This window comes from Longimicrobium sp. (assembly GCF_036388275.1).
In the GTDB taxonomy this organism is placed as follows: domain Bacteria; phylum Gemmatimonadota; class Gemmatimonadetes; order Longimicrobiales; family Longimicrobiaceae; genus Longimicrobium.
In genome coordinates, this window is record NZ_DASVSF010000051.1 from 83,211 (window position 1) to 108,269 (window position 25,059).

Here is a 25,059-nt window from a genome sequence, read left to right on the forward strand (position 1 = left end):
TAGGACGATGATCCTGAAGCATTTCTATGATGAAAAGCTCGCGCAAGCCAGTTACCTGCTGGGCTGCGCGGCCACGGGTGAGGCCCTTGTGGTCGATCCCAACCGCGATGTGGACACGTACCTCCAAGCGGCCCAGACCGCCGGGCTGCGTGTCACGCACGTCACCGAGACGCACATCCACGCCGACTTCGTCTCCGGCGCTCGCGAGCTGGCGGAGCGCACCGGCGCCCGGCTGCATCTCTCGGACGAGGGCGACGCGGACTGGAAGTACGCCTACGCGTCCGAGTACGACGCGGTGCTGCTCAGGGACGGCGACACGTTCCGGGTGGGGAACGTTCGCGTGGACGTGATGCACACCCCGGGACATACCCCCGAGCACCTGTCGTTCGTGGTCACCGACACCGCTGGCGCCGACCGGCCCATGGGTGTGTTTACGGGCGATTTCGTGTTCGTCGGCGACGTCGGGCGTCCGGACCTCCTGGAGAAGGCCGCCAACGTGGCGGGAACGATGGAGGGGGCCGCGCGCACGCTGTTCCAGAGCCTGCAGCGCTTCAAGGCGGAGCTCCCCGACTTCGTGCAGATCTGGCCGGGACACGGCGCTGGCTCCGCGTGCGGCAAGGCGCTGGGCGCGGTGCCGCAGAGCACGATGGGGTACGAGCGCCTCTTCAATTGGGGGCTGGCGGCGGACGACGAGGGGGAGTTCGTGGCGGTCGTGCTCGCGGGCCAGCCCGAGCCGCCGAAGTACTTTGCGCAGATGAAGCGGATCAACAAGGTTGGCCCGCGCGTGCTGGGCGGCTTCCCGCGTCCGCCGCAGCTCACCAGCGAACTGCCGGGCCTGATCGACGAGCGGGCGCTGGTGGTGGACACCCGGGCGGCACCGGCGTACGCCCGGGCTCACGTCCCCGGCACGCTCAACGTCCCGGTCAACCGCTCGTTCAACACGTGGGCGGGGTGGCTGCTCCCCTACGAGAACGACTTCTACCTGATCGTCGAACGGACGGAGAGGGTGGACGAGGCAGTGCGGGACCTGGCGATGATCGGGCTGGACCGGGTGAAGGGGTTCTTCACGGCGGACGTGATCGACGCATGGCGTGGCGCGGGACGGGAAACCGGCACCGTCCGTCAGATCACGGCGGACGAGCTGGCGGACCAGATCGCCTCCGGCCGCATGGACGTGGTGGACGTACGCGGAGCCACGGAGTGGGAGGCGGGGCACCTTCCCGGCGTGCCGAACGTGCCTGTCGGCTACCTGGCGGAACGGATCGGCGAGTTGCCGGCCGAGAGGCCGGTCGTGGTTCACTGCCAGGGCGGCGCCCGCTCGGCGATCGCGGCTAGCCTGCTGCTGGCGAACGGGGTGCAGGAGGTCGTCAACCTCACTGGCGGATACCAGGAATGGGTCGCCGGAGGGCACCCGGTCGAACGGGAAGAGGCCGCGGCGGGGGCACGCTGAGGGTTCGGAGGGCACAAACCTAGGAGCGCCTTTCCTGCAGCAGAGTGAGGGCAGGCTGAGGTCGAGGCGGGCGCGCCTCGCCCCGGGCCGAGAAAGCGTGGACGCCAAAGCAACGCCAGGGTCGATTCTGCGGAAGTAGACATGGCGCGCGTACTCGCCCACCACATCACTTCATTGCACGTCGGATCAGGGATGGGGAGAATCCCCCTAAACACGGGAACTCCCGTCCCGCCGGTCCGAATCCGGACATCCCGTCCGAATACCCTCTGCCCGCGAATCAGTTGGCAGGGGTTCGGCGGCTGCAGCGAACTCTCGCGGAAGTTCCACGCCGATATCGGCGTGGATTCTTTGGAGCGTGGAGATTACGGCAGCCGACGCGCCCGTGCGGTGCTCCGGCGGCAGTGAGCGCACGAGAACGAGTAGTGCGTCGGGAGCACTGATGGCAGGCCCCTCGGTACGCTCCACATGCTTGCCGTACCAGGCGAGCAGCTTCTCCAGCGTCTTGGCTTGCGGCCGTGAGCCGTCGAGGAAGAGGAGGAGCCCTCGGTGGGCGACGCCCATTTCCCGCGCGACAGCCCTGGCGGATGTCGCTTCAGCGCGTGCGCGCGCCGCTTCCCGGAGGCGGGAAATAGAGACATAGCGGTCAGGGAGCATTGCTTCCCCGGCCGCTACTGGATACTATTTGGATAAAAGCCGGTAGATTACACTGGTGAGGATAGAGCGGCGCGCCTCGTCGGGCAAGGACTATTACGACGCCTCACAATCTCCCCGTGCAACCCTCGCCCACCACTTCTTCGCGCGGACGCTCTTCCCACAAGCGTACGATCGTGGCCGCGGCGGCCCTTGGCAGTGGCTTCAACACAACCTGCACCGGGGCCGCTCCGTAATCGGATCGTGTCGGCAGCCAGCTCGCATCGAGACATCGTGCGCGTGAGAAGTGACGCACGCAGCCTCAACGCCCAAGCGCCTCTCCTACGGCTCGTGGTAACGGATGGCGAAACAAAGACACCCAATCGCGAAGGAGAATTCCCGCATCCGGTGGCGGAACCAAGGGGGACAACTACGCGCGTATGCCGACCTGCGAAACCGTGGCGGTGGACGGAGGGCGTTGATTCCCCCAGGAGAAACCCGGGCAACGACGGATCCAGAGATCGCCGAGCATCTGCTCGTACAGAGGATGAGTGATCTGCTTGAACGGCGGCGCGCCAAGGTGCTCTTCGGGTTGGTCCCGGATGCAGACCTGGCTCATTTCGCCGATCACCACCTCAGAGCAAAAGCAAAGTCCGGAGAGTACTTGCAGCAGTGGCTGACCATCTCGCGAACGTACCTGGATCGAGCGACTGCCTACTTCACTCAGCACCAGCACGCGACGGAGACCAACACCGAGGGGAAAGCACGTCCGCGGAACCTCGCTACCATCAGCGTCGTGGACGTGCGGGGATTCCTCGACTGGCTCGCGACGCAACCCAACGGCCGGGGCGGCGTGCTCGGGCGGGCATCAAGGCGACTCCACCTCAGCGCCCTCAGCGGCCTTTTTCGGAGAGCGATCAGCGAGGGCAAGCTACCGATCGGCAGCAATCCGGTTTCTGCGCTGATCGATAAACCTAGAGCCCCCAGAAGTCAGACATCATGGCTCGAAGTTGGTGAGTTGGCGCTGCTGCTTGAAAGCGCCAGAATCCTCACGGGCCATTGGAGCGCGACCGGGCAGAAGGGGCTGCCGACGTTTGCGTACGAGTTCCTGGCGACCTTCATCCTTACAGGTGCGCGGGAAGGCGAAGTCCGCCGCCTCCAAGTGTCCCACTTCGACTTTGACTCGCTCTCGATCTACATCCCTGGGACAAAGACCGATAGTTCAGATCGCGTGATCCCGATGCACCCTCAGCTCGCAGAAACTCTGCTTCCGCATGTGCAGAGGCTTGGTCGACCGGATGGGTTGCTCTTCACGACCGCGTCGGGCGCACCCATAGGGGACTGGCGAAAAGTCCTGGACGCGATCGCCACGCGCGCCGGCTTTCCCAATGGCCAGATCAGAACGCGCGTATTCCGGACCTCCTACATCACTCATCGGCTTGCCTGCATCGATCAAGGCGCACCGATCGACCCGTACCAGGTGGCTCGGGAAGTCGGGCACTCGTCGCTCGCCATGATCATGAAGGTATACGGGCGCGTCCAGCGCCGCCGCGTGAGGATGGAGGAACTCGCGTTCCGAACGGAGATGGTTGGGCCCCACCTCCAACCGCAGCTGCAGGCGTTGTACGCCCCGCCGCTTCCAGCAGAACGGGAAGGGGCGGCTCAGGGAGCTGAACTCGTTAAGCGCTTCCTGGCCGCGATCGCCGGGATGACAACCGGGGAAATCTGTACCGCAACGGACATCCCCAAGGCTACGGTGAAGCGAATTCGAGCGGGCAGGCAGGCCACGACCCACGCCAAGACCAAGTCGCGGATGATTGACTTCCTGCACAGAGTCGGCGGACCTTCGGCAGCCGTAGAGCCAGAATTGAAAATCCACCTGCGCAGGATCTAAATCTAAAAATCCAAGATTTAGGGTAGGGTGCTTGTGACTGTTCTTGTGACTGTTCTTGTGACTGTTTTCCTCCCGCGTCAGCGGAACAAGACAAAGGCCACACAACGTAAACCGTTGTGTGGCCTTGCTTTACCGCCTAGTAGCAGGGGGGGGGCTCGAACCCCCGACCTTACGATTATGAGTCGTACGCTCTAACCAGCTGAGCTACCCTGCCGACGAAACCGGGCCAGCCCTGTTTTACGAGGACCGGCCCGGTCCAATAGCGGGGGCGGGATTCGAACCCGCGACCTTCGGGTTATGAGCCCGACGAGCTACCAGGCTGCTCCACCCCGCGATCAGGACGACAAAGGTAGGCAATCCCCCGCCCCGGGTCAACCCCCGGCAGGGCCGCTTGCCTACTTCGGCGCGGCCACCGAGTCCACCGGAACGAAGCGGTACAGCAGCTCGCCGTCGCGGATCATCCCGAAGCGCTCGCGGGCGATGCGCTCCACGGCCGCGTCGTCCCGTTCCAGCGTGCGCGCCAGCACCTTGAGCGAATCCACCTGCCCGCGCGTGTCGGCCAGCCGCGTTTCGGCGTCGCGGCGGTCCGCGTCCAGCCGCCGCAGGTGAAAGGCGGAGTACTCGCCCCCCCACAGCGCGTAATACGCCGCCAGGGCCAGCACCCCGCCCGTCGCCAGGCGGCGGAACGCGCGCGGACTCACCGCCACAGGCCTCGTCCGGGATACAGGGCCGCGTCGCCCAGGTGCTCCTCGATGCGCAGGAGCTGGTTGTACTTGGCCACGCGGTCGGTGCGGCTGGCGCTCCCCGTCTTGATCTGCCCGACGCCGGTGGCCACCGCCAGGTCGGCGATGAAGGTGTCTTCCGTTTCGCCCGAGCGGTGCGACATCACGGCGTTGAAGCCGGCCTTGCGCGCCATGCGGATGGCGTCCAGGGTTTCGGTGAGCGTGCCGATCTGGTTCACCTTCAGCAGGATGGCGTTGCCGATGCCTTCCTTGATGCCGCGCGCCAGGCGCTCGGTATTGGTGACGAACAGGTCGTCGCCCACCAGCTGGATGTCCGCGCCCACCGCCTGGGTCAGCGCCTTCCAGCCCTCCCAGTCGTTCTCGTCCATGCCGTCCTCGATGGAGCGGATGGGGTAGCGGCGGCACCACTCCGCGTAGAACTCCACCATCTCCTGCGGCGTCTTGCGCTCGCCCGACGACTTGTGGAAGACGTAGCCCCCGTCGCGGAACATCTCCGACGCGGCCACGTCCAGCGCCAGCACCAGGTCTTCGCCCGGGCGGTAGCCGGCCTGCTCGATGGCCTGCAGGATGACGGCGACGGCCTCTTCGTTGTCCTTGAGGTCCGGCGCAAAGCCGCCCTCGTCGCCCACGGCGGTGCTCTTGCCCGCCTTGCTGAGCACCTTCTTGAGCGCGTGGAACACCTCCACGCCCATCCGCAGCCCCTCGCTGAACGTTTCGGCGCCGATGGGCATCACCATGAACTCCTGGAAGTCCACGTTGTTGCCGGCGTGCGCGCCGCCGTTCAGAATGTTGAGCATGGGGACGGGAAGGACGTTGGCCATCGCCCCGCCCAGGTACCGGTACAGCGGCAGCCCCGCGTCGTCGGCGGCGGCGCGGGCCGTGGCCAGCGAGACGGCCAGGATGGCGTTGGCGCCCAGGCGGCCCTTGTTGGGCGTGCCGTCCAGCTCGATCATGGTCCGGTCGACGGCCACCTGGTCGTACGCGTCGTAGCCGGTCAGCGCCTCGGCGATCTGGTCCTCGATGTTCTCGACCGCGCGCGTGACGCCCTTGCCCAGGTAGCGCTTGTCGTCACCGTCGCGAAGCTCCACGGCCTCGTGCTCGCCGGTGGATGCGCCGCTGGGCACGGCCGCCCGCCCGCTGGCGCCGCTGGAAAGCAGGACGTCGGCTTCGACGGTGGGGTTTCCGCGCGAATCCAGGATCTCGCGTGCGTGGATCTCGGTGATGATCGCCATGTATTCGGGACCGCGTGGGCGCGAGTGAATGGGTCGTGATTTCGACGGAAAGCCTGCCAGCGGAACGTACTTTTCCGGCGCGCGACTGTCAACTTCGGCCAAGGGCCATGCCTCACCCTGAGCCCCACCGAACCAGAGGCGCGCCCCCCGGCGTGAACCACCAAAGCCTGCAGTCCGCGAAGGCGGACATCGTGTGGTTGTTGCAGCGAATTCATTTTCATTCGCCCGTGCAGCGCCGCGGCCTCAGTCTCCGTGACCGCTGCCGCGCCCCGCCTGGTACCCTGGCGAGCGGCGGGGCGTTTCGAAATCGGCCGTGCAATCCCCAGCCGCCCTCTCCCCCCGGCCCCCTCTCCCGCAAGCGGGAGAGGGGGAGAACTGCACCACGTTCCGGTCGCGCCACTCAGCGGAAGCCACACCAAAGCATGCAGTCCGCGAAGGCGGACATCGTGTGGTTGTTGCAGCGAATTCATTCGCCCGTGCAGGCCCGCGGCTGGCTCCTACCCTCGGGATTGAGCCTCAAGACCGACGGATGAGCCGCCCCCGGTCTACCGCGCCGCAGGCAGGTCCAGCACGATCCCCGGCAGCCCGAGCGCGCTCCCCCGCCCCACCTCCTCCTCCAGCGCCGCGGGAAGCGCCTCCGCCACGTCGCGCGGGATGAGCCCGCGCCCCCGGCCAGCGATCTCCGCGGCGCGGCCGGCGTAGTACAGCGCGGCCCCGGCGGCGTCTTGCGGCTCCATCCCCAGCGCCAGGAAGGCGCCGATCACCCCGCTCAACACGTCCCCGTTGCCGCCCGTCGCCAGCCCCGAGTGCCCCGCCACGTTCACCAGCGTCGGCTCTCCTTCACCAGCGACGAGGGAGGGATTGCCCTTGAGCAGCACGGTGCAGCGGAAGCGCTCGGCGGCCTCCGTCGCCGCGCCGAACGGGTCTGCCGTGATCTCCTGGACCGTCCTTTCGATCAGGCGGCCCATCTCCCCCGGATGTGGCGTGAGCACGAGCGGCCGGTCGATCACGTCGCGCAGCTCCGGGTTGCGGGCCAGAAGCGTCAGCGCGTCCGCATCCAGCAGCAGCGGCACGTCGCTCCCCCGCGCGATCATGCTGAGCAGGTCCAGCGCCTCGTCGTCCGTCCCCATCCCCGGCCCGGCGACGACGGCCTGGGAGCCGGACTGAAAGCCCGGACCGAGCGCATCCCGATCCACGTACAGCGTTTCGGGCAGGGACGCCTGGATGATCTCGCGGTTGGCATCCGGCGAGACGATCGACACCATCCCCGTGCCCGCCCGCAGCGCGCCGAATCCTGCCAGCACCGCCGCGCCCGCCATCCCCCGCCGCCCCGCGACGATGGACACCTTGCCCATCATCCCCTTGTGCGCGTTCGGCGGAACGGCGGGAAGGGCGGCGCGGGCCCACGCCGGCGTGATCAGCCGGGCATCCGCGTGCGCCAGCGGCGCGAACCCGATCTCCACCGCGACGATGCGCCCCGCCCGCTCTCGGCCGGGGAACAGCAGCAGGCCCCGCTTCGGCGCGCCGAAGGTGACGGTCACGCCCGCGCGGACCGCCACACCTTCGGCCGCACCCGTGGCCAGGTCCACGCCCGATGGCCCGTCCAGCGCCACGACGGGACGGCCCGCATGCTCGATCGCCTCGATGGCCCGGGCGTACGCGCCGCGAGGGGCGCCCGCCGCGCCGGTGCCCAGCAGCCCGTCGACGATCACCCCCGCCGTGCGGAACGCCTCGTCCGCGTCCTCCTCCGGGGTGGAGCGCACGTCCCACCCGTGCAGCAGCGCCGGATCGGACGCCCGGCTGCCTACCTGCACCGCAGCCACGTCGCGCCCCCACGCCCGCAGCGTGCGGACGACCACCATCGCGTCGCCGCCGTTGTTGCCGCTTCCCACTGCCGCAACGACGCGCCCCTGTGGATACAGCCGGTGGATGACGGACGCGGCGGCGCGCCCGGCGGATTCCATCAGCACGCGCTCGGGGATGCCGGCCGTGCGGATGGAATGCTCGTCCCACCGCCGCATCTCGTCCGCGGTGAGGACGTCCACGCGCGGCGCGGCGAAGAACGGGAATTCGTGGGTCATGGCGGCGCGGATGCGAACGGCCCACGGCGCGCGGGCGCCGTGGGCCGGGTGGTCATGCGGAACAGGGCGTCACTTGAAGCTCTGGCCGATGGTGCGGCCGAAGCTGATCTCGCCGTTGTCGATGCGGATATTGAACCCGCACTCGGGGTTGGTGCACACCCAGGCCTTGTAGGTGATGGGCGCACCGTCGCGGCCATAGTCCGACAGCGGCAGCAGCACGCCCTGGCTGCACTTTCGGCACTGCGGAAACTCACGCTCGTCCGGCATGGCCTCTCCCCCTCCCCTGAAGGTTCTCACCGCCCCACACACACGGACGGGGGCTGCGCGCCGCAAGGGCTGTTCCAGCCAGGGCGCGAAGAAACGTGGTGGAACTCGGGTGTTTTGGGGGAAGATGCGGGTCAGGAATCCTGCGTCTGGCGCGAGCAGCACCAGGGATAGTTCTGCTCGAAGGCGTCGCGGAAGCAGAACACGCCCTCGAAGTCGCGCACACAGTCGCCGTCCTGCTTTACGAGCACCCCGCAGTCCACCAGCGCGAACACCAGCTCGCCCAGGTCGCGGGTGGTGCGGATGCCCCAGTACTCCAGGACGGAGCGGGCCATCAGCCCGAAGCGCTCGATCGCCAGGTCGCGGGCCCCTTCGGCCAGCTCGCGGCCGGTGATGTGGCGGGCCTCACCCACGCGCTCGATGGTGAAGTGGAGGGCGGCAAGGATGAAGAGGTACGCGGTTTCGTGATACGCGGGGTTGCGTTTCCTCAACCGCTCCATGATGGGCTCGGCGAGCACGGCTCCATCCATCCCGGGTCTCCTTCAGGTGCGCTCTGGCGCGCGCGCCGGGCCCGGTAGAGGAGGGCCGGCAATCACGTTTCAGGGGGGTCCGCGGGTGCGCCGCGGAGTGAACACGCGTAGGAATACGCCGATCAGGTTTTCGCGTTCCGATAGAGCACGCATTCGCCCCCGCGCTCCGGTGCAACGGCGCCCGCCGTCGCCTCCCGCAGCTCGTCCGCGAGGGCCTGGACGCGGCCCCGCGGCAGGGTGAAATCCACCGTCCCTGCGTTGCCCTCGGGCGCGTAGCCGTGCTCCACCTCCTCCGCCCCGCCGCGCTCCAGCGCCCGCATGACCGCGGCCGTGTGCTCGTACGCGTAGCGCACGGCCAGCCGCTCGGCGTACGTGCCCACGCGCCGGGGCGCCGCCTGCAGCGACGCGGCGGCCGCGTCGCCGTACGCGCGCACCAGCCCGCCGACCCCCAGCTTGGTTCCGCCATAGTAGCGGGTGACGATCACCACGCAGTCGGTGAGCCCCGCGCCCTCGATGGCCGCCAAGATGGGTGGGCCCGCGCTGCCACCGGGCTCGCCCCCGTCGTTCGCCCGCCGCGTTCCGCCGCGCAGCGACCACGCCGAGCAGTGGTGGGTGGCGTCCCACAGGGCCTTGCCGCGGTCGGCGAGAATGGCGCGCGCTTCTGCCTCGCTCTCCACCGGCGCCGCGTAGGCCAGGAACGTCGAGGCCTTTTCGCGCATCTGCGCCTCGGCGGGCGCGGCGAGGGTGGTGAAGGTGTCGGACACGAGGGAAGTGCGAGAGTGCGAGAGTCCGGACAGGCCTCAGTCCGGGAAGCTGAACAGCGAGGCGGAGAGGGGGCGGCGGGAGCTGCGGCGCAGCTGTGCGTCTTCGCCCGCGTTGTTGCGGCCTACGGCCTGCCCGATGCCCAGCGTCACCGTCAGCCTGCGGCCGGGGACGCCGCCGACGAGCGGCGTGGCCACGTCCAGTCGGTAGGTGCGCCGCGACCCCGGGGGGAACGCCGCCCGCAATCCCACGCCCACGCTCATGGCCACGGGTGAGCTGGCCGCGAAGGCATCGCCCCCCGCCCACATCTTGCCCACGTCCACGAACGCCGCCGAGCCCAGGTCGAAGAGCCGCGCGTTCGGCCAGCCCAGGTACGCGCGGTGCTCCAGCGTGGCGACCGCCCGCCGCTCGCCCGGGTACGCGTGAGCGGGAAGCCCCCGCACCCCGGCCCGGTGCCCCAGCGTGAGCTGAAACGGCACCCGCGTGCGGAACCCGCCCACGGCCGAGACCGCCGCCACGAAGGTGTGCCGCGACTCCGCGTGCGGGCGCCAGTACGCCCAGCCGTCGAACTGGCCGAACAGGTCGCGCCATTCCGAACGCCCCGGGTCCGCGCCGTAGTCGCGCCGTCCCTCCGCCGTCGCGCGCACCCCCGCCAGCACGCCGGGAATCAGGTCTCCCGCCGCCATCACCCCCACCGCCACCGACAGGTCGTCGTCGGTGGAGAGCGCCGACAGGCTGCGGCCCACGCCGGCCTCCACGTCGATGCCCATGCGCACGTCTTCGGTGCCGTGGACGGCGTCCAGCCCGCGAAGGCGCTTGAAGTACACGCTGCGGTGCCCCGCCAGGAACACCACGCGCACGCTGGACAGCGTGTCCAGCCCGGTCACCGGTACCGGGTCTACCTGCAGCGGCGGCTTCGCCGCCAGGGGCACCGGCTGGCCGCCGTCCCCGTCCATGCTCAGCCAGTCGCGCGGGTACTCGGTGCGCTCGCCCGCCAGCGCCACGCCCAGCAGCGTCAGGCTTCCCCGCGGGCCGAACCGCGTCACCGTTCCCACGTCGAACGACTGCCGCTTCTCGGCGAAGTACGTGCGGCGGACACCCCCATCCTCCCGCGGCACGAAGAACTCGAAGTTGCGCTCCATCCGCTCGAACTGCTGGCGCCAGGCCCAGCGCCCGTTCTCGCCGCGGAACGGGTACGCCAGCCGCTGCGTGACGGCCACGCCCACCGGCGTGCGCTCCAGCCCCACCTCGGCGTCCACCTGCGTTCCGAACAGCTGCGGGGTGGATACGGCGCCGCCGTACACCCGCTCCCGCTGGTACTCCTTGGCGAACAGGCTGATCTGCAGTCCCCTGCCCAGCACGTTCTCTTCGCGGAACTCCACCCCGATCAGCCCCCACCCGTCGGAGTCGCCGTCCATCTGCGGCTCCAGCCGGGTAGACCACTCGTCGCGGGTGCGCACCACCACGTGCCAGTCGCCGTCCGGCTGCCGCACGCCGAAGACGCTGGCGTCGGCCAGGAACGGAAAGCTGCGCAGGGTGCGCTCGGAGTCTGCAAGGAGCGCGGAGCGGTAGCACTCGCCCGCCTCGAACAGCAGCTCGCGGGCGATGATGGACTCGCGGGTGCGCAGGTGCATGTCGTTCGCCGCGCGGTACACGCGGCTCAGGCGGGGCTCCAGATCGGGGCTGCCCAGCTCGAACACGTCGCCTGCGTCGATGAAGACCTCGGACACGCGGCCATCGGAGCACCCGCCGTCCTGGGCCGCCGCCGGAAGCGCGGCCCCAAGGGCCAGCGCGGGCAGCGCCAGGCGCGCAACGACGGCGTAGATGCGTGAACCGGGCACGCGGATTCTGGTCAGGGCGTTTTGCGGCCGCGGATGAACGCCGGGGCCGGGTGGGTCGGGGAGCGTGATGTACCCACCGCACGGGGGCAATGTTCGGGCCGGGTCTCCGGGTGCCACAAAACGAACGGGGCTCCCACCCGGGAGCCCCGCCGCACCGTGGTAGGTCAACACGTTTGCCGGAACGAGCGACGGCCCGCGCTCAGGGGAGGGCGGGCCGTCATCTCGAACGCGAAGTCAAGGTTCTGGAGCTCAGTCGCCAGCCACTACGGGCACCTGGATGGATGCCGCCAATTCACTCAGCGTGGACTGCACGCGCGCGACGTCCCGGACGGCGCCGAGTTCGTTGAAGATGTCGCGCGCCCGCTCCAGGTATGCCGATGCTTCCTCGACCCCCCCGGACTGGCGCCGCAGTTCGGCGTAATCGGCCAGCGTTTCGGCCTCCAGATAGGGGTAGCCCTTCTCGCGAGAAATTTCCAGCGCCTTCTCGTAGAAGGTGAACCCGTCCTCGTCGCCTCGCGCCCGGGCGATGTTGCCACGCCCCTGGTACATGCGACCCAGGATGTACGCACTCCCGGCGGCAATCGCATGCTCTTCGGCCACTCGGCCCCACTCTTCGGCCTGGCTCACGTGACCATCACGAATGCTGAGATCCGCAAGGTCACTCGCAATGGCCGAGAGGATGGCGGGCGGGACCGGAAGCGCCCGCGCCTGGTCATAGGCCGCATGGGCCTCCTCGAACCGACCCTGCTTTTCGCGGAGTTGCGCGAGGTTGATGTGGCAGGCAGCCAGATCCACCGTGGACTCGCCGTTCTCCGCAAGCTGGAACGCGCGGGCAAGCCACTCCTCGGCTTCACCAAGGCGTGCCATACGGGTGGCGAGCATGCCCAGGTTGTAGAACAGAGGCACCAGCTCCTGCGCAAATTCCGCGGGCTCCACAGTGCCGATCAGCGCCAGCGCCTCACGGTACTTGAGTTCGGCTTCGGGCCAGCGGCCTTGCCATACGAGCACGTTGGCCGTCCCGGTGCGCGCCACCAGTTCTCCGCGCAGGTCTCCATCGTCACGAGCAAGTTGGGCACTGCGGTCATAGTACTGCGCCGCTTCCTGGAAATCGGCGAGCGCCACCGCGACACGCGCGATGCGCCGGAGCGCAAGGATTTGTGGCCCCTTTTCGATCAGAGGCAGCGCCAGCGTGAGCGCCGAACGGTAGCACTGGCGGGCGCCCTTCAGGCGCCCCGAAGCCTCCATCCGCTCACCCAACTGCACCAGCAAATCAGCGGATTCGCTGTCCCGCCCCTCGTAGTACGCCCGGAACACCGGCCGCAGGCCCTCGTACAGGCTTGTGACGTACTGGCGCAGGCTCTCTTCTGCCTCTCCGATCGACCTCTCCACATCCTCCGCCGATACGATGCGTTTGTCGACGGTCGTGTACGCGCTGGAACTGTCCCACGCCCTACCCGGGTCGGGAACAGCAGCGCGGATCACGCGTAGCCGAAGCAGCTCCAAGTCGTCCAGTTCGGGGACGAGAGCCAGGAGTTCTTCGACGGTGGACTCGGAGCGACGGAGAGAAGACATCAGCCGGGAGATCTCAGCCGCCGCCGACGATCAGCGTGCCGGTACGGTGGCTGTCAGTGGTGCCGTACGAGGAGAAGTGGTCGGTGTCGGTGCGCAGGCGCAGGCCGTCGGCCGTGATGCTGGCACCCACGTCGACCCAACCGTTGTTCCACCACACGATCGTGGGAGTGGACGACCCCTCGATGCTGGTGTTGCGGTAGGGCAGCTCGATGCTGACCGGCTTGTTGAACGGCTGGGCGTGGGGTCCGAACTCGGCCAGCACGTGGTCCGACCCCTTCGGATCCACGGGGAGGCGGATGGTGAACATCGTCACCTTGTCGACCGCGCCGGCGGGCACCTCGATGGCGAACCCGTAGAAGTCCAGCCGTCCGCCTTCCGGGCCGATCCACTTCTTCGCCCACGCGATCGTGATCTGCGGCTTCTTCTCGAAGCGGGCCAGCGCGGCGACGTCGGGGCCGCCGCCCGTGTTGAACGCCGGCTCGCCCGCCCGGGCCGTCAGCGGCGAAGCCGCGTCGGTGCATCCGGCGGAGAGAACCAGCAGCGCGACGGCGACGGTGCAGCCCAGCTTACGAATGAGGTGGATCATCAAAGTCCTCCGGGGTGGTGAACAGAGGGGACGATTGCGCCAGCGCAGGGCGCGTACCGCGGCGCGCCGGGGATCGGCGCGCGGGTCAACTGCTTGCAACATAACGGCTTAGGCCAGAAAAAGCTACCGTCTGGCCACGGCGAGCAGGGGGCGCTTCCGCACCGGAAGTGGGCACAGTGCACTCATCCGGTGCAATGCAGAAGTGTACGGACCAGTCGTGCAAACGCAGGGCCAGGCGGGTGTCAGCCCTGCCCCAGCCCGTAGTCCTGGATCTTCCGCCGGAGCGTGTTCCGGTGAATTCCCAGCCGCTCGGCCGCGACCGTCACGTTGTTCGCCGTTTCACGCAGCGCGCGGCGGATCATCCGCTTCTCCATCTCTTCCAGCGTCACCATGGGCGGCTCGGCCGCGTCCTCGCCACCGCCGGTGCCGTCCGCCGCCGCCTCGGGCGGGTTCAGGATGTCGGCGGGCAGGTGCTGCGGAAGCAGGATCTCGCCATCGGCCATCACCACCGCCCGCTCGGCCGCGTTCCGCAGCTGCCGAACGTTGCCCGGCCAGGGGTGGCGGTGCATCACGTTGAACACTTCTTCCGCCACGGCCCGAATGGGGCGCGCGTGCTCCCGTGCGTAATGCGCGAAGAAGTGCAAGGAGAGCAGGTCCAGGTCGTCGCCGCGCTGCCGCAGCGGCGGAAGCATCACCGTGACCACCGCCAGGCGGTAGTACAGGTCTTCGCGGAACTTGCCCTCGCGCACCGCCTGCGCCAGGTCGCGGTTGGTGGCCGCCACGATGCGCACGTCGATGGACACGGGCGACCCGCCGCCCACCCGCTCTACCTCGCGCTCCTGGATGGCCCGCAGGATCTTGCTCTGCAGCGCCATCGACATGTCGCCGATCTCGTCGAGGAAGAGCGTGCCCGCGTTCGCCCGCTCGAACCGGCCGATCCGCCGCCCGATGGCGCCCGTGAACGCGCCCTTCTCGTGGCCGAACAGCTCGCTTTCCAGCAGGTTCTCGGGGATGGCGGCGCAGTTGATGGCCACGAACGGCCCGCGCGACCGGTTGGAGCGCGAGTGGAGAACGCGGGCCACCATCTCCTTGCCGGTGCCGCTTTCGCCCAGCACCAGCACGGTGGCGTCGCTGGTGGCGGCGCGGGCCACCGACTTGAACACCCCCATCATCTGCGAGCTGGCGCCCACGATGGTGGTGCCGTCGGGGCTGGTGACCTCGGGGAGCGGGCGAAGCCGCTTGATCTCCTCGATCCCCACCAGGATTTCGCGCACCCGGCCGCGCGGCAGCGGCTTGGGAAGCACGTCGTGCGCCCCGTGCCGGATGGCCTCCATGGCCAGGTCCATCGTGGGCTGCGACGAAAGAAGCACCACGGGCGCCATTCCCCCGTCGCCGTGCAGCCGGCCCAGCAGCTCCATTCCCGCGCCGGAAAAATCGGCGTCCAGGAGGATCAGGTCCCACGACCTCGACGCGATCAGGCGCAGCCCGTCCGTAAGCGAACACGCGGCGTGGAGCTCCGCGTCGTCCAGCTCCGGTTCGAGCGTTCGACCAAGGCTTCGGTCAGCGTCGAGAAGCAATACCTTCAAGGAAGGCAGCGGGACCTTGTGGGAACGCCTGGGAATACGGGAATCAGAACAGTATAGCGCCCACCCATGCGTCGCGCAAACGTTTCGCCCGCTTTAACGCGCCGTGCTGATCCGCCGTCTGCCACATCTTCGAGGAGCAGATTGGGGTGGCCGCGAGGGTGGCACCGTCCATGCCGGAAGCCACCCTTGCCGGAGAGCGGGGCGGGCGCGTAGGTTGGCGCGCCTTTGCGGCACCCGACCCGCGACAACGCACCGCTTCTGGAGACGGACCGATGAAGTTCGCCATGATCGCCGCCGTGCTGATGACCCTACCGGCGATCGCCGCCCTGGTCGCCGGCGTCATGTGGGGCAACCAGTACCTGGTTTACGCGGCGTTCTTCAGCATTGCCCTGAACTCGCTGCCGTTCCTGGTGGCCGGCTTCATGATGAAGGGCGGCGACTCGGACCTGGGCCACTGAGCTAGCGGACGATCCGCACGGCACGGCGCTCCAGCAGGTACAGGCGCCCATCCACGCCGAACGCGGCGTCGAGGGGCGCCGTTTTCGTTTGCCCCAGAACACGCCCGTCCCCCGCGTCCAGCACCGCCAGCGTGGCGCCGCTTCCCCTGCCCAGCACCGCCACCCGCCGCCCCGTGGGGTCCATCCGCAGCTCCGCCGCGTCACCCGCCCCGGGCGACACCGACCACAGCCGCCGAAGCACCTGCCCCTCGTGCCGAAGCCGGACGACGGCGCCGTCCGCGACGCCGAACAGGGTGCCGTCGGGGGCCACGGCCAGCGCGCGCAGGGCCTCGGCCTGCTCCGCGCGAAAGAGCACCCGCCCGGTGGCCGCGTCGCGCACCTGCACCTGGGGCTTGCCGTCTTCCGCCTCGTCCACCGACACGTACACGCGGTCGCCCAGCGGCGACACGGCCACCGCCAGCGCCTGCGTCCCCGTTTCGGGCCAGCCCCACGCCGGGGTGAGCGTGGCGGCGTCCAGCCCCACCACGCCCCCCCGGCGGTTGGCCGCGAACACCCACGCCCCGCGCGGGTCCGCCGCCAGGGTGCGCACCGCCGCCGAACTCCATCCGCCCTCGGCGCGCGCGCTTCCCGCGGCGGCCACCGCCGCGCGCTCGCCCGCGGCGATGCCCAGGCGTCCCTCGCGCTCCCCCAGCAGGCGCGGCGCCTCGGTGCCGGGGGTCTGCACCACGCGCACGGAGCGGCCGGCCGAGTCCAGGGCCATCAGCCGCCCCGGCGTGCCGATCCACAAGTGCCGGGCGGAGTCCACGGCCAGGGTGGCGCCGTCAGGGAGGCTGTCAGGGAGCGGCACCCGGCGCACGGTGCCCAGGGTGTCTTCGGCGCGTTCGCAGGCGGCCAGCATCGCCGCCGCCATCATCATCACGGCCCCTGCCCTTGCGTGCCCCGTCCACCCCATGGAATCATTCCACCCGCGTTGGAGTATCAGCCGTACGATCCTGGCCGGGCGCGCCCCGGCTGTCGCCCGTTCCACGCCCCGCGGGGCCGCCGTATCGCATGACTGAAGCCGAAACGCTGGAGCTGGTGCGCGACGCGCTGGACGAATCCGCCCGGGTGAAGCTGGCGATGCGCGACATGGCGCCGGGCGTGGCGCGGGCGGCGGGGCGGGTGGCGGGGGCGTTTCGCGCGGGAAACCGGCTGTACGCGTGCGGCAATGGCGGCTCGGCGTGCGACGCCATGCACCTGGTAGAGGAGCTGGTGGCGCGGTACAAGCGCGACCGCCCGGGCCTTCCGGCGCACCACCTGCTCGACGCGCCCACGCTCACCTGCTGGAGCAACGACTACGAGTTCGACACCGCCTTCAGCCGGCAGGTAGAGGCGATGGGCCGCGCCGGCGACGTGCTGGTGGCCATCAGCACCAGCGGCAGCTCGCCCAACGTGCTCCGCGCGGCCCGGGCGGCCCGGGAGCGGGGGATGCTGGTGCTGGGCCTGTCCGGCCGCGACGGCGGCGCCCTGCGCGAGCTGTGCGACGAGCTGCTGATCGTGCCCGCGCAGGCCACGGAGCGCATCCAGGAAGGCCACATCACCCTGATCCACCTGCTCTGCGAACTCGTCGAGCTGACGCTGTTTCCCGAATCCGCTTGAAGCCGCACCTGTGATGCCCTACGCCGAACGGACCGTCCGAGCCATGTACAGAACCGCCCCTGCCGCCCTGGCCCTGCTGCTGGCCGCCTGCGGCGGCGACGAGATCACGCCGGAGCAGCGCACCAAGCGGCTGGAGGCCCGCCGCACGGCCTGCATCACCGAGGCGCTTCAGCAGCGGGCGCAGTCGCAGCTTGCGCAGCTGGATACGATGATGCGGCAGCAGGCCGGAGCCGGAATTCCCGACATCGTGCGGGCGCCGCACACGTTTGCGCAGGTGTACGCGGCGTACGCCGACGTCAAGGCGCACGAGGCGGCGTATCTGGACTCGGCGTTCCACGCCGGCAGCAAGCAGGATTCGCTGGCGTACATCCAGTCGGCGGGCAAGTTCAGGGTGAGCCCGCCCTCGGAGGGCAGCGTCGAAGAGAACGTGGCGCGCCTGTACGCCAACGACTTCACCGTGTCGCGCGAGTACGCCGATCACGCCTGCAACAAGCTGGTGGAGGACCAGAAAGAGGGCTGAAGCTGGACCAGGCGGGGCGCAGGGACGGGGCGGCTTCCTTTTCGGGGAGCCGCCCTCTGCGTTTCGGCGCACACTGGGCCACTAAAACCGCACAGAGGCTTGTGATCCTGAGGCCCAGGCGCACTGGACTCGCCCGCACACCGTCCCTCGCGGGCCGAAGGATCTAGCCGCAGATACCTTTCACCCTGAGCGCGGCAGCGGTCACCGTAGCCGAGGCTTCGGCTGCCGTGGGGCCCTCACCCGGCCGCGCTGACACGCGTGCCACCCTCTCCCACAAACAGCGTGGGCGAGGGGGTACACTTCGGGTCTTGGTGCGTCCAGGTCAGTCCGGTGCTCGGGCCGGCGCCCCCCATCCCCAGCCCTTCCCCCGCAAACTGCGCGGGGGAAGGGAGCCAGTCGAGTGCGCCCAGCAAGCCGAAGCGCATCGAAGGTCTCCCCCTCCCCTGCGCAGCGGGGGACGGGGGCCGGGGGGAGGGGGCTTCCAAGGCATGCACCGGCAGCCGGCCTAATCCGGTACGACGTTCTCCTCTCTCCCGCGCAGTTTGCGGGGGAGAGGCCGGGAGAGGGGGCACCCGCGGCATTCACGGGCATCCAGCCGAAGCGCACTCGGAGTTCACCCCTCTCCCGGCGCAGTTTGCCGGGGGAGGGGCCGGGGGAGGGGCCCCACGCTTGCCCCGCGGGGCCGGGACGGCGCATGATGATGCCCGCAGGCGCGCAGTACCGTCCTCCACCTGGAACCAGGGCCACGATGCCCGTCGTTCACCTTCTCGGCACCGGCGCGGCGGTCAGCGACCCGTCGCGCACCACCACCATGCTGGCCTTCGAGAGCCAAGGCCGCAGCGTGGTGGTGGACTGCGGCGGCGACGTCGTGCAGCGCCTGATGGCCGCCGGCATCGACCCGGCCGACATCGAGGCGATGATCGTTACGCACGAGCACCCGGACCACGTGTCGGGGTTTCCCCTGTTCATGGAAAAGATCTGGCTGCTCGGCCGCCGCGATCCCATCCCCGTGTACGGCATCCGTCCCGCCATCGACCAGGCCCGCCGCGCCTGGGAGGCGTTCCACACCGGCGGATGGAAGGGCGTGCCCGACATCACCTGGCACGAGGTGGCGCACGAGGCCGGCGCACAGGTACTGGCGAACGAGCGGTGGCGGATCACGGCCGCGCCCGGCATCCACGGCGTCCCGGTGGTCGGCTTGCGCGTGGAAGATGCGCGCGGCCCCGGCGTGGCGGCGTACTCGTGCGACACTGCCAGGTCGGACCTGATCATCGAGCTTTCGCGCGGCGCGGACGTGCTGGTGCACGAGGCCACCGGCACCGAGCAGGGCGGGCACAGCACCAACCAGCAGGCGGCCGAGGTGGCGCGCGAGGCGGGTGTTGGACGCCTGGTGCTCGTCCACCTTCCGCCCGGCGTGGAGGATGCGCAGCTCGCGGCGGCTCGGACGATCTTTCCCCACGTTGAATTCGGCACCGACGGAGCCCGATATGACTTCTAATCTCTTCATGCGCAGCTTCGGCCTCGCGGTCGCCGCCGTTCTCGTCACGGGCTGCGCGCCGGCGGTGGCCCACGTGGGCGAATGCGACCTGCCCGCGGGCACGCTGGTAAACGTGCGCCGGGTGGAGTCGTCCATCCGCACCGACATCCGCTACGCCACGCGCAACAACTTCACGGGCGCCGTCCTCCCCGGCTACGAGCGGCCCCTGGCGATGATGCGGCCGAACGCCGCCGAGGCGCTGGCGCGGGTGCAGCGGCGGCTTCGCCCGCGGGGGCTGAGCCTGAAGGTGTACGATGCCTATCGCCCCGTCCGCGCCACCCTGGCGATGGTGAACTGGGCCGAGCGCAGCGGGAATCAGTGGGTGCTGCAGCAGGGGTACGTGGCCCGGCGGAGCGGCCACAACCTGGGGACCACGGTCGACCTGACGCTGGTGGATGCGCGCTCCGGCCGCGAGCTGGACATGGGCACGCCGTACGACACCTTTTCCGAGGCGGCCCACACCGCGAACGCGACCGGGCAGGTGCTCGCGAACCGGATGGTCCTGGTGGAGGCGATGCGCGCCGAAGGCTACGCCAACTACGAAAAGGAGTGGTGGCACTTCCGGATCGGCGGCGACTACGAGCCTCTGGACGCGCCCCTCCGCTGCTTCCGCTGACGGGGGACGGCTTCCCGAATCCTGACTCCCGAGCAGGGGCGGCTGAAGCCGCGGCAACAGCGGCGGAAAGCCTCACAAACTGCGTGAGGCTTCACCTGCACGCACGCCGAACCTGCAGACGCGGTGTCATCCCGAAGGAGCGGCCAAGCGTAACTTTCCATCGCTCCATGGTTTGCAGCGACTGAGGGATCCGCGACACACCGAAAGCCGCGCGCCGGACCTGCCCCTGCACGAGAGCCCGGCTGGAACCACGGTCGCGCCACAAAGTCCTCACCACACAAGAACAAGCCAGTCTGCGAAGGCAGACTTCGTGTGGCTGTTGCAGCGAATTCATTCGCCCGGGGAGGCTTGGGCCGCTCCCCCAGGCGGGGGTCAGGACGGAGGCCTAGAGTTCCGTGCCGCTGCCGCGCCCCAGCCAAGAGGCATCCGCGGCAAGATCCCACGGCCCTGCATGGTATGCACTGCGGGCCGGTTGAGTGCGCCCGGGCCTCTGGATGACAGATTGCGCCGGAGGCAGCACTCGGCGGGAGGACAGTGGTCGGGGCGTGCCCCCATCGTTTCAGCCACACGAAACTAGCCAGTCTGCGAAGGCAGACTTCGTGTGGTTGTTGCAGCGAATTCATTCGCCCGTGCAGGCCGAGGCGAGCGGTCCAGGGATCGGGGACCGCTGCCGTTCACCCCAACTTCCAAGTGCTGAGCGGGGTTGCGGACAGCGGGGGCGCGGGGCAGATTGGCGCCCTCCCGAGCGCGTTCCCAGGGCAGTGGTTGGAGCATGGCGGCCGTTCCGCTGGTGGTGTTTTCGGACTTCGCCTGCCCGTTCTCGTACGTTGCCGAGGCGGCGGTGCGGCGCATGCAGCGCGAGGGGCAGGTGCAGCCCACCTGGATGGCGTTCGAGCTGCACCCCGCGCCCGGGCCGCTGCCGGAGATGAACGGCGCGTGGATGGATGCGCTGCGGCCCCTGGCGGACGAGCTGGGCCTGCCGCTGTCGGTGCCCCCGCTGGCGGTGCGGACGCGCAAGGCGCACGAGGCGGCGGCGTTCGCGGCCCGCAACGGCGTGGGCGTGCGGATGCGCGAGGCCCTGTTCGCCGCCTACTTCGGCGAAGGCCGCGACATCAGCCGCATCGACGTGCTGGCGGAACTGGGCGCCGGAGTGGGGCTGGACGCCACGGAGATGCACGTAGTGCTCGACGTGGGCGGCGCGGCGGCGCGCATCGACGCGGAGCTGGAGGCGGCACGCGGCGTGGGGGTGCAGCAGACGCCCACGCTGGTGGCCGGGACGGGCGACGAAGCGCGCTGGATCGTGGGCGCGCGGCCCTTCGCGGAGCTGCGCGCGGCGATCCTGGAACAGTGACTGGCGGGGCGCGGCGGCCCCCTTACCGAAGGTTTGGACGATGGCGGACTACGAGCGCACCACCGTGCTGACGCTCAGCGACATCTGGGCGCGGACCGACGAGATCCTCACCACCCGCGGTGAGCTTGCGTTGAGCCGCGACGGCCACCACGAGCGCACCTACTCCGGGGGCGAAGGCACCGTCGTAGTCGAGGTGCACCGCCATGGCAATACGACGATCGTCGGCGCGCGCACGGACCGGCTGCGCACGTCCAAGGTGGACGGCGTGGTGCGCTACCTGATGAACCAGCTTCCCTACCAGCCGGGCGACCCTCCGCGCGAGTAGGCTGGGCCGCCCTGGCGATTCCCGGCGGATGATTGAGATCGGGCCGGCTCCGTGCATCGGGGCCCGGCCCTTTCTGTCATCCTGAGCCCCAGGCGCACGGCACCGGCCCGCACCCGATGCCTCGCGGGGCGAAGGATCTAACCGAGGAAGCTTCGAAACATGGGCGCGGCAGCGGTCGCCGATCCTTCGGCCGCGCTGAGTTCGGGCTCGAGGGAGCGCCCAACCCTGCACGGGCGAATGAATTCGCTGCAACAGCCACACGAAGTCCACCTTCGTGGACTGGCTTGTTCTTGTGTGGTGAGGGCTTTGTGGCGCGACCGAATTTCCAGCCCAGGCGGTCGTGCAGAGGCGGGTTTCGCGCGCTTCCTGAGTGTGTGGCGGATCCCTCAGTCGCTGCGGTCTACGTTGTCGAGTCAGGTTTGGCGGGGCCGCTCCTTCGGGATGACATCGCGCTCCGGACGTCGTGTGGCAGGTGCGGCGTGCGTGCAGGCTTACCGCTTCCCCAACGGCGGCTTTATCTGGGGTTGCGGGGTGTGGGATCGGCGGGGTATCGCCCGGCTACTCCACGCGCCCGACCACCAGCCTGACCGGAATCCCCCCGTTGCTGGTGCGGAAGGCGTCGTCGAATGGCACGCCCGTGTGCCCCTCCAGCATGCGATCGGCCGAGAGCAGCGCCAGCGTCCACCCGGGGCACCGTTCCCGCAGCGTGCGGCCCAGCGCCGAGTACAGGTTGCGCAGCGGATCGCGCTCGCCAACGCGAATGCCGTAGGGCGGGTTGCTGACCATCCACCCCGGCCCCTCCGGCGGCTCGATCGCGGACAGCGGGCGCGCGCTCAGGTCCACGTCATCCCCCACCCCCGCGCGGGCGGCGTTCGCGGCCGCGGCCTGGATGGCACCCTCGTCCCGGTCCGATCCCAGGATGGGGAGGCCCGCGGCCGGCCGGATCCCGCCCCGCGCACGGTCCACGATCGATTCCCACGCGGCGGAGTCGAAATCCGGCCATGACGTGAACGCGAACGGGCGTGGCTGCCGGTCCGCGTTCGCCAGGCCGGGCGCGATGCCGCGGGCCATCAGGGCGCCTTCGATGACGATCGTCCCCGATCCGCACATGGGATCGAGCAGCGGCGCGCGGGGGTTCCAGCGGCTCCCCAGCAGCATCGCCGCGGCCAGCGTCTCGCGAAGCGGCGCCTTGGCGAGCGCCTGCCGGTATCCACGAAAGTGCAGCAGCGCACCGGACGAATCGGCGCTGATCACGCATTCGTCGCGCACGAAGCGGACGATGAACAGCTGCGCATCGGCCGCCTCGAGCTGATCCGCCTCGTCCTCGTCCTTGCCCAGCGCGCCGGCCGCCACGGGACCGACCGCGCGGGTGATGGCGTCCAGCAGGCGCTCGGCGATGGCGCCCTCGTGGTACAGCTTGCTCTTCTTGGTCGTCACCCGCAGGCGCACGGCCCCGCCGCGGTTCACCCAACGGTCCCACGGGACCTTGCGCGCGTGCCGCTCCAGCTCGAAGAAGGTGCGTGCGCGAAAGCTGGCGGCACGGACGACCACCCGGCTCGCCGTCCGCAGCCGGAGGTTGGCCTCGTACATCTGCCCGGGCGGTCCGGACCACGACACGCCGCCCGGCTCCACCACCCCGTCGATCCCCATCGCCCGCAGCTCTGCCGCGGCCAGCGGCTCCAGCCCCGGCGCGGTGATGGCGAACAGGTCCAGCGTTCCGTCTGTCTTCGTCATCCGGCTCGTGATCGGTGTCGTCTCACCCGCAGGTACGCGTCCGCGGCGCTCCACACAAAAAGCGAACCGCCGAGCCCAGGCCCGGCGGTCGCCATGAATCCCACTGCATCGACCCTCAGGTCTCGATGCCGTATTCCTTGAGCTTGCGGTACAGCGTCCGCTCGCCGATGCCCAGCATCTCCGCGGCCTTGCGGCGGTTGCCGCGGCTGTGGAGGAGCGCGGCGTTGATGGCCTCGTGCTCCAGGTCGCTCATCGTCTTGCCGGGGCGGAACACCACCGTCCCCTCCTCGCGCACAGGCTCCGGCTCCGGGGCCAGGTCCACCATCGGCGGCGGGCCGAGCGCGATCGGTTGATACGCCCCGTACGCGTTGGGCGCGGCGGGAATGGCCATCGGGTCGCGCTGGCGGGCACGATAGACTTCGAACTCGCGCCGCAGGTCTTCCATGTCCACCCGCAGGTCGTACAGCGCGCGCAGGATGAACTCCAGCTCCGGCGGCGGCGCCCCCGAGGACCGCCCGCCGTCGTCGCGCGGCCCGTTCTGCCGCGCGAGCGCCACGGGGAGCAGCGTCTCGCGCCGGCCGTGGCGCACCTCGGGGGGAATGTCCTCGGGGCGGATGACGCGGCCGGGCGCCAGCACCACCATGCTCTCGATCAGGTTCTTCAGCTCGCGGACGTTCCCCGGCCAGTCGTAGTTCACCAGGATCTCGAGCGCTTCCGGGTCGATGCCCAGGAACGGCCGCTCGTGCTCGGCGCTGAACTGGCGGATGAAGCCCTCGATCAGCCGCGGCACGTCGTCGCGGCGGGCGCGTAGCGGCGGAAGGTCGATGCGCAGGACGTTCAGGCGGTGGTACAGGTCGCGGCGGAACTCGCCGACCTCCACCTCCTGGCGCATTTCGCGGTTGGTGGCGGCGATCACGCGCACGTCCACGCGAATGGATTCTTCGCCGCCCACGCGCCGGAACTCGCGCTCTTCCAGGACGCGCAGCAGCTTGGTCTGCGTGGAGAGCGGCATCTCGCCGATCTCGTCCAGGAAGATGGACCCGCCGTTCGCCAGCTCGAAGAAGCCCTTGCGCCGGTCGGTCGCGCCGGTGAACGAGCCCTTCTCGTGGCCGAAGAGCTCGCTTTCCAGCAGGTTTTCGGGGAGCGCGGCCACGTTGACGGCGATGAACGGCCGGTGCCGCCGCGGCGAGAGGGCGTGGATGCCGCGCGCCACCAGCTCCTTGCCGGTGCCGCTTTCGCCCAGGACGAGCACGGTGGAGTTGACCGGGGCGATCTGGACGATGCGCTCCAGCACCTCCTCCATCGCCGCGGTTTCGCCGACGATGCCGGTGATTTCGCGCAGCTCCTGGCGCTGCACCAGCCGCCGCCCCACCAGCGCCACCTCGTCGGCGTCGACGGGCTTGGGGAAGCACTCGTGGATGCCCAGCTGGCGGCAGATGTCGCGGCCGGACGGCTCCGTGGGCTCCGTCAGGCCGATGATGGGCGTGCGGCCGCGCTCCCGGGCCGCCTGGATGAGCGCGCGGGCGCGGCGCTCGCGCAGGCCGCCGGTGATCACCACCAGGATGGGCTCCGCCAGGGCATCGTCCAGCGCCTCTCCGGGGGCCAGCAGCTCCACCCGCAGGTTCTGCCCCTCGAAGGCCGCCCGCAGCCGTACCGCCGGCTCCAGGTCGTCCGTGGTAATCAGGACCGCTTCCGCCACTCTCGAATCC

22 protein-coding genes and 2 tRNA genes are annotated in these 25,059 nt (G+C 69.7%); 9 read left to right on the plus strand and 15 right to left on the minus strand.

Annotated features, from left to right (window positions below):
- Positions 1-7 precede the first annotated feature (7 nt).
- Together VF632_RS09805 and VF632_RS09810 are read left to right on the plus strand one after the other, a co-directional pair.
- Positions 8-1,450: an MBL fold metallo-hydrolase gene (locus VF632_RS09805; RefSeq protein ID WP_331022699.1), complete on the plus strand. Its 1,443-nt coding sequence runs from the start codon at positions 8-10 to the stop codon at positions 1,448-1,450.
- Between the two features lie 1,177 nt (positions 1,451-2,627).
- Positions 2,628-3,974: a tyrosine-type recombinase/integrase gene (locus tag VF632_RS09810; protein ID WP_331022700.1), complete on the plus strand. Its 1,347-nt coding sequence runs from the start codon at positions 2,628-2,630 to the stop codon at positions 3,972-3,974.
- Positions 3,975-4,114: 140 nt separating this feature from the next.
- On the opposite strand, the gene VF632_RS09815 is transcribed toward VF632_RS09810, so the two are convergent.
- The 12 genes from VF632_RS09815 to VF632_RS09870 all read right to left on the minus strand — a co-directional run bounded on the left by VF632_RS09815 (position 4,115) and on the right by VF632_RS09870 (position 15,171).
- Positions 4,115-4,188: transfer RNA gene (locus VF632_RS09815), tRNA-Met, on the minus strand.
- Between the two features lie 46 nt (positions 4,189-4,234).
- Positions 4,235-4,308: transfer RNA gene (locus VF632_RS09820), tRNA-Met, on the minus strand.
- Positions 4,309-4,369: 61 nt separating this feature from the next.
- Positions 4,370-4,675, minus strand: a complete 306-nt coding sequence (locus VF632_RS09825) for a septum formation initiator family protein (protein ID WP_331022701.1) — start codon at positions 4,673-4,675, stop codon at positions 4,370-4,372.
- Entirely contained in the window at positions 4,672-5,949 is a 1,278-nt protein-coding gene (eno, locus tag VF632_RS09830) for a phosphopyruvate hydratase (protein ID WP_331022702.1), read from the minus strand. The genes VF632_RS09825 and eno overlap by 4 nt, the downstream gene beginning before the upstream one ends.
- A 545-nt stretch (positions 5,950-6,494) precedes the next feature.
- On the minus strand, positions 6,495-8,030 hold the full coding sequence (locus VF632_RS09835) for an NAD(P)H-hydrate dehydratase (protein ID WP_331022703.1): 1,536 nt from the start codon (positions 8,028-8,030) through the stop codon (positions 6,495-6,497).
- Positions 8,031-8,099: 69 nt separating this feature from the next.
- Positions 8,100-8,297, minus strand: a complete 198-nt coding sequence (locus VF632_RS09840) for a hypothetical protein (RefSeq protein WP_331022704.1) — start codon at positions 8,295-8,297, stop codon at positions 8,100-8,102.
- A 131-nt stretch (positions 8,298-8,428) separates the two neighbouring features.
- On the minus strand, positions 8,429-8,824 hold the full coding sequence (locus VF632_RS09845; RefSeq protein ID WP_331022705.1) for a Minf_1886 family protein: 396 nt from the start codon (positions 8,822-8,824) through the stop codon (positions 8,429-8,431).
- Between the two features lie 122 nt (positions 8,825-8,946).
- Positions 8,947-9,588 (minus strand): YigZ family protein, encoded by a 642-nt coding sequence (locus VF632_RS09850; RefSeq protein ID WP_331022706.1) that lies wholly within the window; start codon positions 9,586-9,588, stop codon positions 8,947-8,949.
- A 36-nt stretch (positions 9,589-9,624) separates the two neighbouring features.
- On the minus strand, positions 9,625-11,427 hold the full coding sequence (locus VF632_RS09855) for a hypothetical protein (RefSeq protein WP_331022707.1): 1,803 nt from the start codon (positions 11,425-11,427) through the stop codon (positions 9,625-9,627).
- 249 nt (positions 11,428-11,676) lie between these two features.
- On the minus strand, positions 11,677-12,999 hold the full coding sequence (locus VF632_RS09860; protein WP_331022708.1) for a tetratricopeptide repeat protein: 1,323 nt from the start codon (positions 12,997-12,999) through the stop codon (positions 11,677-11,679).
- Positions 13,000-13,012: 13 nt separating this feature from the next.
- The gene (locus tag VF632_RS09865) at positions 13,013-13,585 is read right to left on the minus strand and encodes a hypothetical protein (protein WP_331022709.1); all 573 of its coding nucleotides are present in this window, start codon (positions 13,583-13,585) and stop codon (positions 13,013-13,015) included.
- Between the two features lie 242 nt (positions 13,586-13,827).
- A complete protein-coding gene (locus VF632_RS09870) occupies positions 13,828-15,171 on the minus strand; it encodes a sigma-54 dependent transcriptional regulator (protein ID WP_331022710.1) in 1,344 nt (447 codons plus the stop codon).
- 272 nt (positions 15,172-15,443) lie between these two features.
- Here VF632_RS09870 and VF632_RS09875 point away from each other — a divergent pair, with 272 nt between their 5' ends.
- Positions 15,444-15,629 carry a hypothetical protein gene (locus tag VF632_RS09875; protein ID WP_331022711.1) on the plus strand — a complete coding sequence of 62 codons (186 nt, stop codon included), beginning with the start codon at positions 15,444-15,446 and terminating at the stop codon, positions 15,627-15,629.
- Position 15,630: 1 nt separating this feature from the next.
- On the opposite strand, the gene VF632_RS09880 is transcribed toward VF632_RS09875, so the two are convergent.
- Positions 15,631-16,548, minus strand: a complete 918-nt coding sequence (locus tag VF632_RS09880) for a hypothetical protein (protein ID WP_331022712.1) — start codon at positions 16,546-16,548, stop codon at positions 15,631-15,633.
- A gap of 131 nt (positions 16,549-16,679) precedes the next feature.
- On the opposite strand from VF632_RS09880, the gene VF632_RS09885 reads away from it, so the two are divergent.
- The 6 genes from VF632_RS09885 to VF632_RS09910 all read left to right on the plus strand — a co-directional run bounded on the left by VF632_RS09885 (position 16,680) and on the right by VF632_RS09910 (position 21,616).
- The gene (locus VF632_RS09885; RefSeq protein ID WP_331022713.1) at positions 16,680-17,267 is read left to right on the plus strand and encodes a D-sedoheptulose-7-phosphate isomerase; all 588 of its coding nucleotides are present in this window, start codon (positions 16,680-16,682) and stop codon (positions 17,265-17,267) included.
- Between the two features lie 43 nt (positions 17,268-17,310).
- Positions 17,311-17,787: a hypothetical protein gene (locus tag VF632_RS09890; RefSeq protein ID WP_331022714.1), complete on the plus strand. Its 477-nt coding sequence runs from the start codon at positions 17,311-17,313 to the stop codon at positions 17,785-17,787.
- 748 nt (positions 17,788-18,535) lie between these two features.
- Positions 18,536-19,285: an MBL fold metallo-hydrolase gene (locus tag VF632_RS09895; protein ID WP_331022715.1), complete on the plus strand. Its 750-nt coding sequence runs from the start codon at positions 18,536-18,538 to the stop codon at positions 19,283-19,285.
- Complete coding sequence (locus tag VF632_RS09900) at positions 19,275-19,940, plus strand: M15 family metallopeptidase (protein WP_331022716.1); 666 nt, start codon at positions 19,275-19,277, stop codon at positions 19,938-19,940. The genes VF632_RS09895 and VF632_RS09900 overlap by 11 nt, the downstream gene beginning before the upstream one ends.
- Positions 19,941-20,712: 772 nt before the next feature.
- On the plus strand, positions 20,713-21,291 hold the full coding sequence (locus VF632_RS09905; protein WP_331022717.1) for a DsbA family oxidoreductase: 579 nt from the start codon (positions 20,713-20,715) through the stop codon (positions 21,289-21,291).
- Positions 21,292-21,331: 40 nt separating this feature from the next.
- Positions 21,332-21,616 carry a hypothetical protein gene (locus VF632_RS09910; RefSeq protein ID WP_331022718.1) on the plus strand — a complete coding sequence of 95 codons (285 nt, stop codon included), beginning with the start codon at positions 21,332-21,334 and terminating at the stop codon, positions 21,614-21,616.
- A 558-nt stretch (positions 21,617-22,174) separates the two neighbouring features.
- Here VF632_RS09910 and VF632_RS09915 read toward each other — a convergent pair.
- Both VF632_RS09915 and VF632_RS09920 read right to left on the minus strand, forming a co-directional pair.
- A complete protein-coding gene (locus tag VF632_RS09915) occupies positions 22,175-23,350 on the minus strand; it encodes a hypothetical protein (protein ID WP_331022719.1) in 1,176 nt (391 codons plus the stop codon).
- 115 nt (positions 23,351-23,465) lie between these two features.
- Entirely contained in the window at positions 23,466-25,049 is a 1,584-nt protein-coding gene (locus VF632_RS09920; RefSeq protein ID WP_331022720.1) for a sigma-54 dependent transcriptional regulator, read from the minus strand.
- Positions 25,050-25,059 lie beyond the last annotated feature (10 nt).

Coding starts and splice junctions, on each gene's coding strand:
- VF632_RS09910 (WP_331022718.1), top strand. CDS start 21,332: ATGGCGGACTACGAGCGCACCACCGTGCTGACGCTCAGCGACATCTGG.
- VF632_RS09875 (WP_331022711.1), top strand. CDS start 15,444: ATGAAGTTCGCCATGATCGCCGCCGTGCTGATGACCCTACCGGCGATC.
- VF632_RS09890 (WP_331022714.1), top strand. CDS start 17,311: ATGTACAGAACCGCCCCTGCCGCCCTGGCCCTGCTGCTGGCCGCCTGC.
- VF632_RS09840 (WP_331022704.1), bottom strand. CDS start 8,297: ATGCCGGACGAGCGTGAGTTTCCGCAGTGCCGAAAGTGCAGCCAGGGC.
- eno (WP_331022702.1), bottom strand. CDS start 5,949: ATGGCGATCATCACCGAGATCCACGCACGCGAGATCCTGGATTCGCGC.
- VF632_RS09810 (WP_331022700.1), top strand. CDS start 2,628: ATGAGTGATCTGCTTGAACGGCGGCGCGCCAAGGTGCTCTTCGGGTTG.
- VF632_RS09845 (WP_331022705.1), bottom strand. CDS start 8,824: ATGGATGGAGCCGTGCTCGCCGAGCCCATCATGGAGCGGTTGAGGAAA.
- VF632_RS09905 (WP_331022717.1), top strand. CDS start 20,713: ATGGCGGCCGTTCCGCTGGTGGTGTTTTCGGACTTCGCCTGCCCGTTC.
- VF632_RS09865 (WP_331022709.1), bottom strand. CDS start 13,585: ATGATCCACCTCATTCGTAAGCTGGGCTGCACCGTCGCCGTCGCGCTG.
- VF632_RS09860 (WP_331022708.1), bottom strand. CDS start 12,999: ATGTCTTCTCTCCGTCGCTCCGAGTCCACCGTCGAAGAACTCCTGGCT.
- VF632_RS09895 (WP_331022715.1), top strand. CDS start 18,536: ATGCCCGTCGTTCACCTTCTCGGCACCGGCGCGGCGGTCAGCGACCCG.
- VF632_RS09885 (WP_331022713.1), top strand. CDS start 16,680: ATGACTGAAGCCGAAACGCTGGAGCTGGTGCGCGACGCGCTGGACGAA.
- VF632_RS09835 (WP_331022703.1), bottom strand. CDS start 8,030: ATGACCCACGAATTCCCGTTCTTCGCCGCGCCGCGCGTGGACGTCCTC.
- VF632_RS09805 (WP_331022699.1), top strand. CDS start 8: ATGATCCTGAAGCATTTCTATGATGAAAAGCTCGCGCAAGCCAGTTAC.
- VF632_RS09900 (WP_331022716.1), top strand. CDS start 19,275: ATGACTTCTAATCTCTTCATGCGCAGCTTCGGCCTCGCGGTCGCCGCC.
- VF632_RS09915 (WP_331022719.1), bottom strand. CDS start 23,350: ATGACGAAGACAGACGGAACGCTGGACCTGTTCGCCATCACCGCGCCG.